Consider the following 15,619-nt stretch of genomic DNA (forward strand, 5'->3'; position numbering starts at 1 on the left):
CCTGCGGCGATGTCCCCGCCCGGCCGTCAGAGCTTCATCGCCCGCAGGCGGATGGCGTTGCCGATGACGCTCACGGACGAAAGCGCCATGGCCGCCGCCGCGATGACCGGCGAGAGCAGGATGCCGAGGAAGGGATAAAGGACGCCCGCGGCAACCGGCACGCCAAGGGCATTGTAGATGAAGGCGAAGAACAGATTCTGCCGGATGTTGCCCATGGTGGCGCGCGACAGGCGCCGTGCCTCAACGATCCCGGTCAGGTCGCCCTTGAGCAGGGTCACGCCGGCGCTCTCCATGGCCACGTCGGTGCCGGTTCCCATGGCGATGCCGATGTCGGCCGTCGCAAGCGCCGGGGCATCGTTCACGCCGTCGCCGGCCATGGCGACGGTGCGCCCGGCGCTCTTGTAGCGCTCCACCACGGCACTCTTCCCGTCCGGCAGCACCTCGGCCTCGACCTCCTCGATGCCGAGCCGGCGCGCGACGGCCCGGGCGGTCGTCCAGTTGTCGCCCGTGAGCATCACCACGCGGATGCCCTCGGCGGCGAGGCCGGCGAGCGCCTGCGGCGTCGAGGCCTTGACGGGGTCGGCGATGGCGATGGCGCCGGCGATACGGCCGTCGATGCCGACGAAGATGGCCGTGGCGCCGTCCTGCCGAAGGTCGTCCGCCTGCTGCTCGAGCGGCGCGGCATCGATGCCGTGCTCGGCGAGGAAGGCCTTGTTGCCGAGCACGACATGGTGGCCGTCGGCCGTGCCGAGCGCACCCTTGCCGGTCGGCGAGTCGAAGTCGGCAACCGGAGCCGTCGCGATGCCGCGTCGCTCGGCCGCCTCGACGATGGCCACGGCGAGCGGATGCTCGCTCGCTCGCTCGACGCTGGCCGATAGGCGCAGCACCTCGTCCTCGGTGAAATCCGGTGCCGGCACGACCGCCGTGACGGCGGGCTTGCCTTCGGTCAGCGTGCCCGTCTTGTCGACCACGATCGTGTCGACCTTCTCCATGCGCTCCAGGGCTTCGGCGTTCTTGATCAACACACCTGCCTGGGCGCCCCGCCCGATGCCGACCATGATCGACATGGGGGTGGCGAGGCCGAGCGCGCAGGGGCAGGCGATGATGAGCACCGAAACGGCGGCGACGAGGCCGAAGGCGAGGCGTGGTTCGGGCCCCCAGACGCCCCAGGCCGCGAAGGCGAGGAGCGCCACAACGATCACCGCCGGCACGAAATAGCTCGAGACCTCGTCGGCCAGCCGCTGGATGGGCGCGCGGCTGCGCTGCGCCTCGGCCACGAGTTGGACGATCTGCGACAACATGGTGTCGCGACCAACCTTCCGCGCTTCGATGACGAGCGCGCCGGACCGGTTCATCGTGCCGCCGATGACCTTGGTGCCGACCTCTTTGGTCACGGGCATCGACTCGCCGGTGACCATGGACTCGTCGACGGAACTGCGCCCTTCGACGACCTCGCCGTCGACCGGCACCTTCTCCCCCGGGCGCACCCGGAGACGGTCGCCCGCCACGATGGCATCGAGCTGGACCTCCTCCTCTGTTCCGTCCGGTCCGATCCGGCGGGCCGTCCTTGGCGCGAGATCGAGCAGGGCGCGGATCGCCCCGCTGGTATTCTCGCGCGCCTTGAGCTCGAGCACTTGTCCGAGGAGGACGAGGACGGTGATCACGGCGGCGGCCTCGAAGTAGACGGCGACCGACCCGTCTCCCCCGCGGAAGGCGGTGGGGAAGATGCCGGGGGCGAGCGTCGCGATAAGGCTGTAGAGCCAGGCGATGCCGGTGCCCATGGCGATGAGCGTGAACATGTTGAGGCTGCGGTTCACGAGCGAGTGCCAGCCGCGCACGAAGAACGGCCAGCCGGACCACAGCACGACCGGCGTCGCGAGGAGCAACTGGACCCAGTTGGACTGCTGCTGCCTGAGATAGTGGCCGAGGCCGGTCAGGTGGCCGCCCATCTCCAGAGCAACGATCGGCAGGGACAGGGCGAGGCCGATCCAGAACCGGCGGCTCATGTCGACGAGTTCGTGGCTGTGGCCACCGTCCCCTTCGGCCACGACCGGCTCCAGGGCCATGCCGCAGATCGGGCACGATCCCGGCCCCACCTGGCGGATCTGCGGATGCATCGGGCAGGTGTAGATCGTCTGTCCCTCGGGGACGCCCCGGGCCTTTTGCCCCGCCCCCGGCCCGGCGTATCGCGCCGGCTCCGCCTCGAATTTCGAGCGGCACCCGGATGAGCAGAAATAATAGGTGCGGCCGGCATGCTGCGCCCGGTGCGGCGTGGTGTGCGGGTTCACCATCATTCCGCAGACCGGATCCTTCACCGTCCCGGCCTCGCCCGCAGGTCCGTCACGATGGTGGTGCCCCGCGTGGGCACCAGGTGCGCGATCGTCGGCGTGGCCGTCAGGACCACCGTGCGAATGTCTCATGCCGGTCCTCTGCCTTGGCGTTGTGGCCAAAGCATCGCCCCTTCCACGGTGGGAAGGTCAAGCGACCATTCGGTGGCGGTTCACGATCGTTAACGCCTCATTTCCCGAGGTCGGTCGACGAGTGATGCAAACTGACCTATCAGAATAACAACTGAGATCGTCGAGTTGCCGTTGCTTCCCCGGATGGAACTGCTGAGCCCCGCGCCGCTCACCGGCGGCGGCAGCGGCGGCAGCGGCGGCATGGCGGGGAGGTCTATCGATTGCATCCGAGGAAATGTGATCCATTGCGCCAACAGGCTCGGGCTGCGGCTGATCATGAATTTCTCCAGGCTCCCCTGCGAAGAGACGGGTGAGGAACATCGGCAGTTCCTGCTCACTTCGCCCGTGCAGCTCTTCCTCGCGGGGCGGCGTGCCGAAACGGTGTGTTGCCTGCGGTGACGATGATCCAACCAGCTACCCATGATGCGGGACCACCTGACCGTTGGCCGATCGGGCCCGGCGTGCCGCCCTGGCCCGCGGACGGCGAAGTGCACGTCTGGAGTGCAGCTCTCGACGAGGGCGACTGGGCGCAGGCGGAGGGAATCCTTGGCTCCGACGAGGTGGCGAAGGCGGCGCGTTACCGCTTCGCGCACGATGGCGCGCGCTTCAGCCGTGCGCGGATCCTGCGCCGCCTCGTGCTTGCTCGCTATCTGGGCTGTGCGGCCGGCGACATCGCCTTCGGTGAGACCGGGATCAGGCGGCCGTGCCTTGCCGATCGGGAAGGGGCGCGTGTCCAGGGCCTCGATTTCAATACCTCGCGCAGTGCGGACATGGCGCTGATCGCCGTTGCGTCCGGCATGCGTGTGGGCATCGACATCGAGGTGGCGCGCGTCATGGACGATATCGACGAGATCGCGCGTCAGCATTTCCATGTGAATGAATGGCTGGCCATCGCCGGCGAACGTGCCCCTGCCGCGAAGCAAAACGTCTTCCTGCGCTGCTGGACGCGCAAGGAGGCGCTGACCAAGGCCATGGGTGTGGGGCTGCACTTGCCGCTGCATGCGTTCTTCGTCGGCACTGAGCCCGAGGCGGCGCCGTTCCGGGCGTTCTTTGACGTCGATCCGTCCGGTCAGCCGGGGTGGTGGCTCACCGACCTGTCGGTGCCGCCGGTCTATGCGGCCCTTGCCTCCGACGGCGTTCCGAAGCGGCTGCATCTCTGGCGCATGCGCCTCTGACACGCTGTGCGGCTCGCCGCCGCGCCTCGTCCAAGGTCATGTGCGGCGGGTGTTCCGCAAGTCGGCGGGCGGTCGCCAGTGCCGACGACTGAGACGGACCGTGCCATCACGGATTGCAGGTGGTCAGGAGGACGGTGCCGCAATAGGTGAACATACTTGCGGCCAGGGCGGCGATGGCCGCGAGACGGGCAGCCGAATGAAGAAAACGGTCCGTCGCGGTGTCAGAGCGCTGCTGTCGCGCGCTTAGCCCGACGACGAGAGCGACGTGCAGCGCGAGGAAGATCCCGAGCAGCAGAAGGAGCTGCAGGCGCTGCAGCGACAGGCCGAGCACGAGGCTTCCCCTGTCCCAACCGAAGGCGCAGCCGATGGAGAGCATCGCATAGAGCGCCACGAAGGCGACCGCCCAGAGGCCGAAGCCCGCGGCGAGCGACAGGAGCAGGATCTTGCGGCCGGACGTTGCATCGATCATGGCCGCGTCTCCGGGACGACGGCCAGAAGCGGCAGCGCGACGACAAGGGCCAGCGCGACGATGGTGGAGACGGCCGTGTAGTCGTGCCACAGCGCCGCGATCCGCAGGTCGAGGCTGCGCCGGCGCGAGAGATAGCCGCCGCCCTGGCGCCAGAGGCAATAGCCCGCATAGACGAGGCCGATGCCGGCATGCAGCCCGGCATGAAAGAGAAGGGTGAAGGTCACGGCATGGAGGCTGTGCGTCGTCGGGCCGGGCACGGCGGCGGCCAGCGCGGCGAGAAGCGCGACGGTGGCCGCATGCATCAATGCGCCGAGCCCGAGCCAGAGGGCGGGCGAACCACCCGCTCTCAGGACGGTGACGGCCTTCCTGCCCGCGATGGCGGCCAGCACAGAGACGGCGACGCAGCCCGCCACGGGCACCGGTGCGGGCAGGACGACCTCCCCGGGCGGCCAGCCCGGCGCCACGAGCCAGAGGAAGAGCGCGCCGAAGACGAGGGAGAGGAAGAGCGTCCCGTCGCCGGCGAGCGTGAAGATCATCGCCCACCATGACGGCGGTCGTTCGGCCTCCCAGTGTGGCGGCAGCTCCCTTCCGCGGCCCACCGGCAGGGGGCCGAGGTCCGCCTTCGCGGCGGTGGCCGCCGTCCAGCCGAGAAAGAGCCACACCACCGCGATGAGTGGCAGGAGCGACAGGAGGTAGAGCTTGAACAGCAGGCAGAGCACGAAGGCGCAGGTGGCGAGACCGCTCCAGAGGGGCAGGCGTGTCGGTCCCGGCAGTACGATCAGCTGCTCGGGCCTGCCGGACACCATGTCGACGCCAAGCGTCTCGAGCCAGCGGTTGCGGGCGAAGCCGAGATAGCCCTCGCCCCGCGCCAGCCGGTTGCCGAGGCCCCCCGGCTCCAGCCTGTCTGCCCGGTCGGTGATGTCCGGCAGGGAGGCGAAGGCGTAGGGCGTGGGCGGCGTGGGCATCGCCCATTCGAGGGTGCGGGCCTGGTGGGGATTGCGGCGAAAGCCCTTGCCGAAGCGGATCTGCACGAGAACGTCGGCCGCGAAGAGGGCGAAGCCGGTCGTCATCACGAAGCCGCCGACGGAGGACAGGAGGTTCAGCCAGTCCCAGCCGGCCTCGGCGGCATAGGTCGCGACGCGCCGCGGCATGCCGAGGAGGCCCGTCAGATGCATCAGGAAGAAGGTGAGGTTGAAACCGCTGAAGATCAGCCAGAAAGCCGGGACGGACAGGCGGTGGTCGGCGAGGCGGCCCGTGAAGTGCGGGAGCCAGTAATAGGTGGCCGCCATCATCGGGAAGACGAAGCCGCCGATCAGCACATAGTGCAGGTGCGCGACGATGAAGTGCGTGTCGTGGGCCTGGTGATTGAATGGCACCATGGCGACCATGACGCCGGTCAGCCCGCCGATGACGAAGATGACGAAGAAGCCGGCGAGATAGAGCATCGGCACGTCCCAGCGCAGGCGTCCCTGCGCCAGGGTGGCGATCCAGGCGAAGATCTGCACGGCGGTGGGGATCGCCACCAGCCCGCTGGCGGCCGAGAAGAAGGCGAGCGCCAGATGCGGGATGCCAACGGTGAACATGTGGTGCACCCACAGCCCGAAGGAAAGGAAGGCCACCGCGATCACGGCCACGACGATGATGCGGTAGCCGACGAGCTCATGGCGGGCGAAGGTCGGGAGGATGGTCGATATCGCCCCGGCCGCCGGCAGGAAGATGATGTAGACCTCGGGATGAGCGAAGAGCCAGAACAGGTGCTGCCAGAGCAGGGGATCGCCGCCCCGCGTCGGGTCGAAGAAGGGCAGGTCCGCGGCGCGCTCGAGCTCGAGGAGGATCGAGCCGAGGATCAGCGGCGGGAAGCCGAAGAGCATCATGAAGGCGACGATCAGCAGGTACCACGCCATGATCGGCATGCGGTCGAGGGACATGCCGGGCGCGCGCAGCTTCAGCACCGTGACGATGATCTCGACCGCCGCCGCGAGCGCCGAGATCTCGACGAAGGTGATGCCGAGCAGCCAGACGTCGGCGCTGATGCCGGGCGTATAGGCGGAGGAGGAGAGCGGCGTGTACATGAACCAGCCGCTCGCAGGCGCGACGCCGGCGAGCATGGCGCCGACGAGGATCGAGCCGCCGAGCACGTAGCACCAGAAGCCGTAGGCGGTGAGGCGCGGGAAGGCCATGTCGCGCGCACCGAGCAGCTTGGGCAGCAGGTAGATCGCGAAGCCCTCGAACATCGGGATCGCGAACAGGAACATCATGACCGTGCCATGCATGGTGAAGATCTGGCCGTAGATCTCCGGTCCGACGAAGGCGCTGCCCGAGGTGGCGAGCTGCACGCGGATCAGCATGGCGAGCAGGCCGCCGATGACGAAGAAGACGAAGGCGGCGATGATGAAGCGCTTGCCGAGAATGGTGTGGTTGACCGCCGAGAGCCGTCCCCAGCCGGGCGGCGTGCCCCAGATCGCCGACAGTTCCCGGTGCAGGCGGAGGGCGGAGGGAGGCGCGGCCGGCGGGGCCTCGCGCGATTCGTGCGGAGCCGTCGTCATCGCGCGGCCTCCGAGGTCAGCGCCGCCTCGTAGTCCTCCGGCGCGTGGGCGATGACGGTGAAGCGCATCGGCGCATGGCCCTTGCCGCAATATTCGGCGCAGATGCCGCCATAGTTGCCTGGGGCGTCGGCCCTCAGCCGCACGATGTTTTTATGGCCCGGGATGGCGTCGATCTTGCCCCCGAGCCGCGGGATCCAGAAGGAATGGATGACGTCCTCGCTGGTCACGGCGAAATCGATGTCACGCCCAACCGGGATGTGCAGCACGTCCCGCGTCGCCACTGGCGTGCCGGGATAGCGGAACTCCCACGCGAACTGGCGCGCGACGACCTCGATGCGCAGGGTCTCGGCGCCCTGGCGCGGCAGCAGGCGCTCGCCGAGCGTGAAGGCGCCCGCGACCAGCGCGGTGAGCCCGAGCGAGGGAACGACGAGCCCGCCCCACAGGATGAGCCGCTTCGGCGTCAGGAGAGGGCGGATGGAAGGGATGAAGGCGCCCGCGAGCGCCACCAATGTCGCGAGGAAAATGATGGTCGCGCCGGCGAGCATGATCCACCAGATGAGCGCGATGGCCTCGGCCGCGGGGCCCGCGGGGGCGAGCGTCGAGTAGTCGCCGCTGCAGCCGGCGGCGGGAAGGGCCGCGGCACCGGCGGCGGCGCGGTGGAACCATGGATGTGGGCCGACGTTGTTCGAGATCGGTCGAGGACTGCGATGAACGACAAGAGCGAGGCGCCCAATCCGGTCATGGAGGAGGTCGCGGGGAAGGACACGAGTTCCACCGTCGCGGTGGCCGGCCATCCCATCCATGCCATGACCGTGCATTTCCCCATCGCGCTCGTCGTCGTGACCCTGGGCTGCGATGTCTTCTACTGGTGGAGCGGGGATCCGTTCTGGGTGCGGGCGGGCCTGTGGTCCTCGGGCGGCGCCTTCGCCGCCGGCATCGGCGCGGGCCTTGTCGGCACCGCCGAGCTGCTGCTCGTGCCGGGCATCCGGGTGCGCGTGGCGAGCTGGAGCCACGCGGTGGCCGCGATGAGCCTCATCGCCGTCATGGGCTTGAACTGGGGCCTGCGCCTTTCCGGCGACATCGAGGTACTGCCACACGGGCTGCTCGTTTCGGTCCTGGCCATGGTCCTGACAGGGATGGCGGGCTGGCACGGCGGCAAGCTCGTTTTCGATCACGGTATAGGCCTCATGATTTCGGACAGGGACTGAGGCCGCAGAATCAGGCGGCGCAGCGCTCCCGGCTCGCCAAAGGCATCGGGTAGCAGGGCCGGCAGGTCGGGCTTGCCCAGCACGACGGTCAGGATCGACGTGACCACGGCGAGTGTCAGCACTGTTGTGGCCGTGAAGCGCCACAGGGGGTAGATCTCATCCGCGTCAAAGAGCCGGATGATGACCTGACCCGTCATGATGTGGATGGCGGTCATTGCCCCGGCGAGGGCGAGCTTCAGCGAAAACCAGGGCTCGAAGGTCTCGCGCAGGAAGATGAGGGCGGTTCCGGAGGCGATGGCGAGGAAGGCGGCGGGCGACAGCACGTTGACGTAGAGAAACCGCACGAGCGCCTGCAGGCGGTGGAGGGAAGCCGTGCTGTCTACATGCGCGCGCTGGACGTAGAGGGCCGGCAGGCTGATGAGGGCGCCGCTCCACAGCGCGATGGCGGCGATATGCACGAGCTTGAGCCAGATCATCCCGCCCGCGGCTCCGCCGTGCCGGCACCGAGCCGCACGAATGCCAGGTAGAGCGCGGCGGCGAGATAGGGCAGCGCCGCCGGCACCCACATGACGAGACCCGCGAGCTGCTGGTCCTGCCGCGGGTCGAGGCCGAAGGCCGCCGTCGTCAGGAAATGAGCCTGGTACAGCGGTTCCCGGGCGAAGGTGAGCAGCGCGCCGAGGAAGCCCATCTGCACCACCGTCGCGAGCAGCACGAGGAGCGCCGCGCCGGTGCGGGTATCGCGCAGCACCGCCCGCCACAGGAGGACGCCCGTGCCGAGCAGGCTCAGCTGCATCAGCCAGTAGAGCCCCGGCGAGCGGATGGCGGCGTCATAGAGTGCCGGCGCGTGCCAGGCCCAGAACACGAGGCCGTGAAGGGCGACGAGGAGCGCGAGGCCCCTTGGCCGGCCGCCGCTGCGGCGGGTGGGGAAGCTCGCGGCGAGCAGGGGCGCCGCCACGGCCACGAGCAGCACGTGGTGGACAGCGCGGGCCGAAAACAGCGCCGCCGTCAGGGCGCAGAGCGGCGACATGAACAGCGCGGCGACGAGCAGCACCGCCAGCGCGAAGGCGGCGCGCCGGTCGCGCTCGCCCCGCACGGCGTAGAGCGCGATGAGGAGAAGGCACAGGACGGCCGCGGGCGCGTCGATATTCCAGCTCGCCGGCAGGGTCGCTGGCGTCGGCGCGGGACCGCAGTAGATCTCGTCCATCATGGGCCTCGGCGTTCGAGCGGCCGTGTCACGGCCGGCTATTCGATGACGGCGCAGGCGATCCTGTTGCCGGCATTGCCGGAGGGCTGGCTCTCGTAGTCGTCGGGCTCGGCGTGGATCATGAGCGCGCGCCCGACGATGCCGGCCTCGCCCTTGTCCAGAGTGACGGCGGGATTGAAGACATCGGCCCGCAGCGTTTCGTCGCTGCCGACGTACTGGTTCGGCATGTCGCCGGCATGGGGCCCGCCCGCCACCTTGTAGCCGTGTTCCTTCGAGGTCGGGTTGAAATGGCCGCCGGCGGAATCATGGCCGGTGGTGTGGTCGCAGCTGCCCGTCTCGTGCACGTGGAAGGCGACCCGCTGGCCGGCAGGCAGGCCCGTGATCTCGATGGCGATCAGGACGCCGCCGCTGGGAACGGCGGTCAAGCGGGCGTTGCCGTTCGCCTCGCCCTTGGCATCGACGAAATTCGCCGTCGCGGTCGCCGCTTCCTGAGCGAGGGCCCCGCCGGCCGTGAAGGCCAATGCTGCGGCGATAGCTCCGATCATTCTCATGGCAATCTCCCTCCTCCACAGGTTGCCGGCAGCCGCGACGCCAGGCATGGCGCGGGCGTCCAACAGCAGGGTCCGGTGGTGAGGCGGCGTGCGCCCGCGTGAACCGCGGCTCGACGCGCGGAGGGCGGATGGCCCTGCGCGCAACCGCCACTTCCGGCGGGTCGGACCTGCCGTCGCCAGTCGAGGATATCAGGAGGTATCGCTCAGGGACGCGCCCGCTGGACACTCGCAGCCTCCGTTACGTCCGTGGGGTAACGTCACGAAGGCCGAATGGTTCCCGGGGTGTGGCGCCGGGCGCGGGACGCCGATCCGTGCCGCTATTTCGCGAAATAGAGCGACAGGCGCTCGGCGGCATTGCGCAGGTGGGTTTCCGCCGCGCGCCGCGCGCCGACCGGGTCGGCCTTGGCGATCATGTCGAAGATCGCCTGGTGCTCGGCCTGGACTGCCTGGGTCAGGCCGCCCATGCGCGCCGTGTTGGCGCGGGCGGTGCGGATGAAGTGGCGCACGCGCCTGTCGAGGAAGTCGGACAGGTCGCGGAAGAAGGGATTGCCGGTCGCGTCGACGATGGCGCGATGGAAGGCCATGTCCTCGTCGACGCCGGGCTCGCCGCGGTCGATCGCCGCCTGCATGGCGTCGAGCTGGGCCTGGATGGCGGCGAGGTCCTCCTCGCCGCGGCGCTGGGCGGCCAGCTCCGTCGCGGTCGCCTCGACGGCCATGAGCAATTCGACGATGTTGCGGATCTCGTCGCGGTTGGTGAAATCCTCGACGTCGAGGCGGAAAACAGCAAGTGCGCCCGGCTCGGCGATGAAGGCGCCGGCGCCCTGGCGCGTGACGACGAGGCCGTCGTGCTTCAGCCGGCCGATGGCCTCGCGGACCGTCGGCCTGCTGACGCCGTAGCGTTCGGAGATCTGCTGCTCGGTCGGCAGGCGTTCGCCCGGCCGCATGCACCCGGCGGCGATCTCCTGGCGCAGCCTGTGCGCCAGCGTATCGGCGAGCGAGGGGGCTCGGTCGAGGAAATCGTGGGACTGGGTCATCGCATCATTCCAGGCATCGACTGGCCTTCTCCGCCCCTGTGGCGCCTTCAGCTCGCAATGTACAGCCCACCGTTGACATGCACAGTCTCGCCGGTGACGAAGGAGGCCCAGTCGGATGAGAGGAAGGCGACGACGCGGGCGACCTCGTCCGGCGTGCCGAGGCGCTTGAGGGGCGTCTCAGCAAGGAGCGCCGGCCCCCGCACCTCCATGAGATGCTGCACCATCGGCCCTTCGATGAGCCCTGGCGAGACGGCGTTGACCCTGACGCGCGGCGCAAGCTCCCGCGCGAGCGAGCGGGAGAAGGTGAGCACGCCGCCCTTGGCGGCGGCATAGTCTGCATGCGCGAGGCTGCCGCGGTGACCGGCCATGGAGGCGATATTGACGACGGCGCCGCCCTCGGCGAGATGCGGCACGGCGGCCCGGCAGGTGTAGAAAACGCCGTCGAGATTGACGGCGAGCGAGCGGCGCCAGTGCTCCTCGTCCATGTCCTTCACAAGCCGCTCCCGGTAGAGGCCGGCGGCAGTGACGACATGATCGATGCGGCCGAAGCGTTCGGCCGTGCGCTGCGCCGCCGCCTCGGCATCCGCCTGCGACGCTGCGTCCTGGCGCAGCACGAGGATGCGGGCACCAGAGGGGTCGAGCTCGCCTGCGAAGGCAGCGAGGCCTTCGACGTCGAGGTCAGTCAGGGCGCAGTTGGCGCCGAGGGCATGGAAGAGACGGGCGATGGCGCGGCCGATGGCGCCATTGGCGCCGGTTAGCAGCAGGGTCCGTCCGGTGAAGTCGATGATCGGCGCGCTCATGTCATCAGCCAACCGCCGGCGACGTCGCAGACCTGGCCGGTCACGAAGGCGGCCTTGTCGGAGGTCAGGAAGAGGCACATCCCGGCGACCTCGTCGGGCGTGCCGAGCCTTTGCAGCGGCGTTGCCAGCCGCACGGCTTCGTTGGCCTCCGCGGCCGTGCCGCGCATGAGGGGCGTGTCGATGCGGCCGGGGGCGACGGCATTGACCGTGATGCCGGAGGGGCCGAGTTCGCCGGCCAGATGCTTGGTGAAGCCGATGAGCGCCGCCTTGGTCGCCGCATAATGCACGCCGACGATGTCGCAATAGGTGCGGCCGGCGACGGAGGAGATGCTGACGATGCGCCCGTATCCGGCTTCGCGCATCTGCGGCACGACCGCGCGCGTCACCAGGAAGGCGCCCGTCAGGTTCACGTCGAGCACGCGGCGCCACTCCGCCGCCTGCATCTCCCAGACGATGGCCTTGCCGCCGGCGCTGCCCGATTTTGGCGAGATGCCGGCGTTGTTGACGAGCAGCGTGACGGGACCGAGCGTCTCGGTGCCGTGCCTGACGGCCGCCGCGACCGACGCCTCGTCCGCGACGTCTGCCGCCACGGCGACGGCGCGCCAGCCCCGGGCCATCGCGACCCTGGCCGCTTCTTCTGCGAGCGCCCTGTCGTGGTCGAGATAGATAACGCCGGCGCCTGCGGCCGCATGGGCATCGGCAATGGCGCGGCCGATGCCCCGCCCGGCGCCCGTCACCAGCGCCACTCGACCGGCATGGGAGCCCGCGTCAGTCACGGCGCATCTCCAGAATGATCTTGCCCTGATGGGCGCTCGATTCCATCAGCTCGTGCGCGGCGCGCGTCTCCGCGAGGGGAAAGGTGGCGTGCACGATGGGGCGCACCTTGCCCGCGTCGAGGAGCGGCCACACCTTCGCGCGCAATTCGTCGGCGATCGCCTTCTTGAGCGCGACGGAGCGGGCGCGCAGCGTCGATCCGGTGATGGTTTGGCGTTTCAGCATCAGCGGCATCAGGTCGATCTCGACCTTGCTCGTCTGCAGGAACGCGATCTGCACCAGACGGCCCTCGACGGCGAGGACGCTGAGGTTGCGCGCGATATAGGGGCCACCGACCATGTCGAGCACGACGTCGACGCCGCGCCCGCCGGTGAGCGCCTTGACCTCGGCGACGAAATCCTTTTCGCGGTAGTTGATGGCGGCATCGGCGCCGAGACCGAGGCAGAAGTCGCATTTCTCCTGCGATCCGGCGGTGGCGTAGACAGCGGCGCCGAAGGCCTTGGCGAGCTGGATCGCGGTGGAGCCGATGCCGCTCGAGCCGCCGTGGACGAGCAGGGTCTCGCCCTCCCGGAGCCGCCCGCGGGTGAAGAGATTATCGTAGACCGTGAAATAGGTCTCCGGCAGGCCGGCCGCCTCGGTCAGGGAGAGCGGCGCGGGCACGGGCAGGCACAGCGGCGCGTCGGCCACGCAATATTCCGCATAGCCGCCGCTGATGACGAGGGCGCAGACCTTCTCTCCAAGCTGCGGGCTCGTCACGCCTTCGCCGACGGCAACGACGGTGCCGGCGACCTCGAGCCCCGGGATGTTGCTCGCGCCGGGAGGTGGGGGGTAGTTGCCGGCCCGCTGCAGGCAGTCCGGCCGGTTGACGCCGGCCGCCGCCACTTCGATGAGCACCTGTCCGGGGCCGGGTGTCGGGACGGGCGCGGTTTCGACGCGGATCACCTCGGGGCCGCCGGCGCCGTCGAAACGGGCCTGCCGCATGGAAGCGGGAACGGTCATGGACTTTCCTCCGGCTGTGCAACTTGGCCGGCCCGGGAGCGGGCTACCGTCGCATCTAATCATCGTCGTCGTTCGTAGCAATTTGCTACTTGTCAGGCAACTTGGTTATCTCCATTATCCGCGCCGGACCGGGAACAATAAGACCGGCCGCCGGCCCAGGGACTGCCAAGAGGCCGCCTGCCATGGGGCTGCCCGCGCGGCGCCGCCGCGGGGTAGAAGGAGGAAACGATGAAGGTTCTTATCAAGGCGGCGCTGGCCGCCGGCCTGGCGCTTTCCGCAGCGCCGTCTTTCGCTCAGGATGCCGTCAGGATCGGCGCGCTCTATCCTTTCTCCGGCGGCCTTGCCCTGCTCGGCGACGAGAGCTTCCGCGGCCTGGAGCTCGCCATCGAGGAGCGCAACGCCGCCGGCGGCCTCAACGGCCGCAAGATCGAGATGGTGCGGGGCGACGCCGTCGATCCCAACCAGGCGGTGGGCGAGGCGCGGCGCCTCACCTCCGTCGACAAGGTGTCGGTGATCTTCGGCACCTATTCCTCGTCGTTGTCGCTTGCCGCGACCCAGGTCGCCGAACTTGCCGGCGTGCCTTACTTCGAGCTCGGCGCCATTTCCGATCCGATCACCGAGCGCGGCTTCAAGAACGTCTACCGCACCAATCCGACGGCGCGCATCTTCGCCAACCGCATGGTCGATGCGGTGGCCGAGGCGGTGGCGCCGGCGCTCGGCACCGACGCCAAGAGCCTCAAGGTGGCGATCATCCACGAGGATTCGCTCTATGGCCAGACGGTCGCCGGCTACCAGCAGGCGCGCGCCAAGGAGGTGGGGCTCAACCTCGTCGAGACGCTGCCCTATTCGGCGAAGTCGGTCGACCTGACGCCGGTCATCCTGCGCCTCAAGTCGGCCGGGGCCGACGTCGTGCTGCAGACCTCCTACCAGAACGACACGGTGCTCTTCTTCCGCCAGATGAAGGAGCAGGGCTTCAAGCCCAAGGCCGTGATGGGTGCGGGCGGCGGCTATTCCCTCCGTGACACCATGCAGGCGGTGGGCCCCGAGAATATGGAGGGCGCGCTCAATGTCGACTTCACCCAATATCGTACCAATCCCAAGGCCGCTCCCGGCATCGAGGAATTCGTGAAGAAGTACGAGGCAAAATACGGCACGGCGCCGCGCTCCGGCCACAGCCTCGCCAACTACATGGGCGCCAAGGTGCTGCTCGACGCCATGGCCGCCGCCAAGGATCTGACGGCCCCGGCCATCCGCGAGGCGGTGATGGCGGTCGATGTCACCGAGGGCACGACGGCGACCGGCTGGGGCGCCAAGTTCAACGAGGCTGGCCAGAACGAGCGCGCCACACCCTTCCTGATGCAGTGGCAGGGCGGCGAACTCGTCACGGTCTTCCCGGCCGATGCCGCGGTCGCCGAGATAAAGACCGGCATCGGCGCCGAGTAGCGTGCCCGCCCGAACCGGGGCGTGCCTGCCGCGCCCCGGTCAGCAACGAAGAACAATTTTTCGCGGTCGGGAGGCCTCGCGATGGACGTGCTTGTCCAGCTCATCCTCAACGGCATCATGCTCGGCAGCATGTACGCCATCATCAGCGTCGGGCTGACGCTGATCTTCGGCATCGTCAGGGTCGTCAACTTCGCCCATGGCGAATTCCTGATGGTCGGGATGTATGCGGTCTATCTTCTGTCGCTGCATCTTGGCCTGCACCCCTACGTCTCGGCGGTGCCGATGGTGCTCATGCTGTTTGCCGTGGGGGCGCTGGTGCAGCGCTTCATCATCCAGCCGCTTCTCGGGGCCGACGAGCACATCCAGATCTTCGCCACGGTCGGCCTCTCCACCGCGCTCATCAATCTCGCGCTCCTCGTCTTCGGCGCCGATCTCTATTCGGTGCAGGCGCCCGGCGTGCGCCAGCCGCTGTCGATCGGCGGCTACACCGTGCTCCATGCCCAGGTCGTGATGCTCGCGAGCGCGCTCGTGCTCGTCGCCGGTCTGCACCTCTTCATGCAGAGGACGCCGCTCGGCCGCGCCATCCGCGCCACGGCTCAGAACCGCAACGCGGCCCAGCTCATGGGCGTCCGCGTCGACCGCATCTACGTCATCGCCTTCGGCCTCGGGGCCGCCTGCGTCGGCCTTGCGAGCGCGCTCATCTCGCCGCTGTTCCCGGTGACGCCGACCATCGGCACCTATTTCGTGCTGACCGCCTTCGTCGTCGTTGTGCTCGGCGGCATGCGCAGCATGTACGGCGCCTTTCTCGGCGCCATGATCATCGGCATCGTCGACAGCCTGTCCGGCTACTACATCGCGCCCGACCTCAAGGAGGTCGTCTATTTCGCGATCTTCATCCTCATCCTCATCTTCAAGCCGACCGGCCTGTTCGGCTTCGGCCGCGGCACGGAGTGAGCC

The 15,619-nt window shown here is 68.9% G+C and carries 16 protein-coding genes; 5 read left to right on the forward strand and 11 right to left on the reverse strand.

Translation table 11 applies throughout. The annotated features are described in order from the left end of the window. Positions 1-26: 26 nt before the first annotated feature. Complete coding sequence (locus tag P2T65_RS16170; protein WP_276200193.1) at positions 27-2,420, reverse strand: heavy metal translocating P-type ATPase; 2,394 nt, start codon at positions 2,418-2,420, stop codon at positions 27-29. Positions 2,421-2,603: 183 nt separating this feature from the next. On the opposite strand from P2T65_RS16170, the gene P2T65_RS16175 reads away from it, so the two are divergent. Together P2T65_RS16175 and P2T65_RS16180 are read left to right on the forward strand one after the other, a co-directional pair. Continuing rightward, complete coding sequence (locus tag P2T65_RS16175) at positions 2,604-2,858, forward strand: hypothetical protein (protein ID WP_276200194.1); 255 nt, start codon at positions 2,604-2,606, stop codon at positions 2,856-2,858. Next, positions 2,855-3,634, forward strand: a complete 780-nt coding sequence (locus P2T65_RS16180) for a 4'-phosphopantetheinyl transferase superfamily protein (protein ID WP_245280605.1) — start codon at positions 2,855-2,857, stop codon at positions 3,632-3,634. The genes P2T65_RS16175 and P2T65_RS16180 overlap by 4 nt, the downstream gene beginning before the upstream one ends. Positions 3,635-3,740: 106 nt before the next feature. On the opposite strand, the gene P2T65_RS16185 is transcribed toward P2T65_RS16180, so the two are convergent. From P2T65_RS16185 to coxB, 3 genes are read right to left on the reverse strand one after another with little or no spacing between them, the layout of a single operon-like run. Next, positions 3,741-4,103, reverse strand: coding sequence for a hypothetical protein (locus tag P2T65_RS16185; RefSeq protein ID WP_055460439.1), 363 nt, complete (start codon positions 4,101-4,103; stop codon positions 3,741-3,743). After that, entirely contained in the window at positions 4,100-6,649 is a 2,550-nt protein-coding gene (gene ctaD, locus P2T65_RS16190) for a cytochrome c oxidase subunit I (protein WP_276200195.1), read from the reverse strand. Before ctaD ends, P2T65_RS16185 begins: the two co-directional genes overlap by 4 nt. After that, positions 6,646-7,341 carry a cytochrome c oxidase subunit II gene (gene coxB, locus P2T65_RS16195; RefSeq protein ID WP_276200238.1) on the reverse strand — a complete coding sequence of 232 codons (696 nt, stop codon included), beginning with the start codon at positions 7,339-7,341 and terminating at the stop codon, positions 6,646-6,648. Before coxB ends, ctaD begins: the two co-directional genes overlap by 4 nt. A gap of 15 nt (positions 7,342-7,356) precedes the next feature. Here coxB and P2T65_RS16200 point away from each other — a divergent pair, with 15 nt between their 5' ends. Further along, on the forward strand, positions 7,357-7,857 hold the full coding sequence (locus tag P2T65_RS16200; protein ID WP_055460513.1) for a DUF2231 domain-containing protein: 501 nt from the start codon (positions 7,357-7,359) through the stop codon (positions 7,855-7,857). On the opposite strand, the gene P2T65_RS16205 is transcribed toward P2T65_RS16200, so the two are convergent. The 7 genes from P2T65_RS16205 to P2T65_RS16235 form a co-directional block, all read right to left on the reverse strand. After that, positions 7,821-8,333 carry a CopD family protein gene (locus P2T65_RS16205; protein WP_055460441.1) on the reverse strand — a complete coding sequence of 171 codons (513 nt, stop codon included), beginning with the start codon at positions 8,331-8,333 and terminating at the stop codon, positions 7,821-7,823. The genes P2T65_RS16200 and P2T65_RS16205 overlap by 37 nt on opposite strands. After that, complete coding sequence (locus P2T65_RS16210; RefSeq protein ID WP_072249537.1) at positions 8,330-9,061, reverse strand: cytochrome c oxidase assembly protein; 732 nt, start codon at positions 9,059-9,061, stop codon at positions 8,330-8,332. Before P2T65_RS16210 ends, P2T65_RS16205 begins: the two co-directional genes overlap by 4 nt. A 38-nt stretch (positions 9,062-9,099) precedes the next feature. After that, the gene (locus P2T65_RS16215) at positions 9,100-9,612 is read right to left on the reverse strand and encodes a superoxide dismutase family protein (protein WP_276200196.1); all 513 of its coding nucleotides are present in this window, start codon (positions 9,610-9,612) and stop codon (positions 9,100-9,102) included. Between the two features lie 317 nt (positions 9,613-9,929). Further along, a complete protein-coding gene (locus P2T65_RS16220; protein ID WP_276200197.1) occupies positions 9,930-10,646 on the reverse strand; it encodes a FadR/GntR family transcriptional regulator in 717 nt (238 codons plus the stop codon). Between the two features lie 47 nt (positions 10,647-10,693). Next, positions 10,694-11,446, reverse strand: coding sequence for an SDR family NAD(P)-dependent oxidoreductase (locus tag P2T65_RS16225; RefSeq protein WP_198300589.1), 753 nt, complete (start codon positions 11,444-11,446; stop codon positions 10,694-10,696). Beyond that, positions 11,443-12,222 carry an SDR family NAD(P)-dependent oxidoreductase gene (locus P2T65_RS16230; protein ID WP_276200198.1) on the reverse strand — a complete coding sequence of 260 codons (780 nt, stop codon included), beginning with the start codon at positions 12,220-12,222 and terminating at the stop codon, positions 11,443-11,445. Before P2T65_RS16230 ends, P2T65_RS16225 begins: the two co-directional genes overlap by 4 nt. Continuing rightward, the gene (locus tag P2T65_RS16235) at positions 12,215-13,219 is read right to left on the reverse strand and encodes an NAD(P)H-quinone oxidoreductase (protein ID WP_276200199.1); all 1,005 of its coding nucleotides are present in this window, start codon (positions 13,217-13,219) and stop codon (positions 12,215-12,217) included. Before P2T65_RS16235 ends, P2T65_RS16230 begins: the two co-directional genes overlap by 8 nt. A 228-nt stretch (positions 13,220-13,447) precedes the next feature. Here P2T65_RS16235 and P2T65_RS16240 point away from each other — a divergent pair, with 228 nt between their 5' ends. Then, the gene (locus P2T65_RS16240; protein ID WP_055460447.1) at positions 13,448-14,662 is read left to right on the forward strand and encodes an ABC transporter substrate-binding protein; all 1,215 of its coding nucleotides are present in this window, start codon (positions 13,448-13,450) and stop codon (positions 14,660-14,662) included. 81 nt (positions 14,663-14,743) lie between these two features. Then, on the forward strand, positions 14,744-15,616 hold the full coding sequence (locus tag P2T65_RS16245; RefSeq protein WP_055460448.1) for a branched-chain amino acid ABC transporter permease: 873 nt from the start codon (positions 14,744-14,746) through the stop codon (positions 15,614-15,616). The last annotated feature ends 3 nt before the right edge of the window (positions 15,617-15,619 follow it).

It is taken from the genome of Chelatococcus sp. XZ-Ab1 (assembly GCF_029309855.1).
In the GTDB taxonomy this organism is placed as follows: Bacteria; Pseudomonadota; Alphaproteobacteria; order Rhizobiales; family Beijerinckiaceae; genus Chelatococcus_A; species Chelatococcus_A sambhunathii.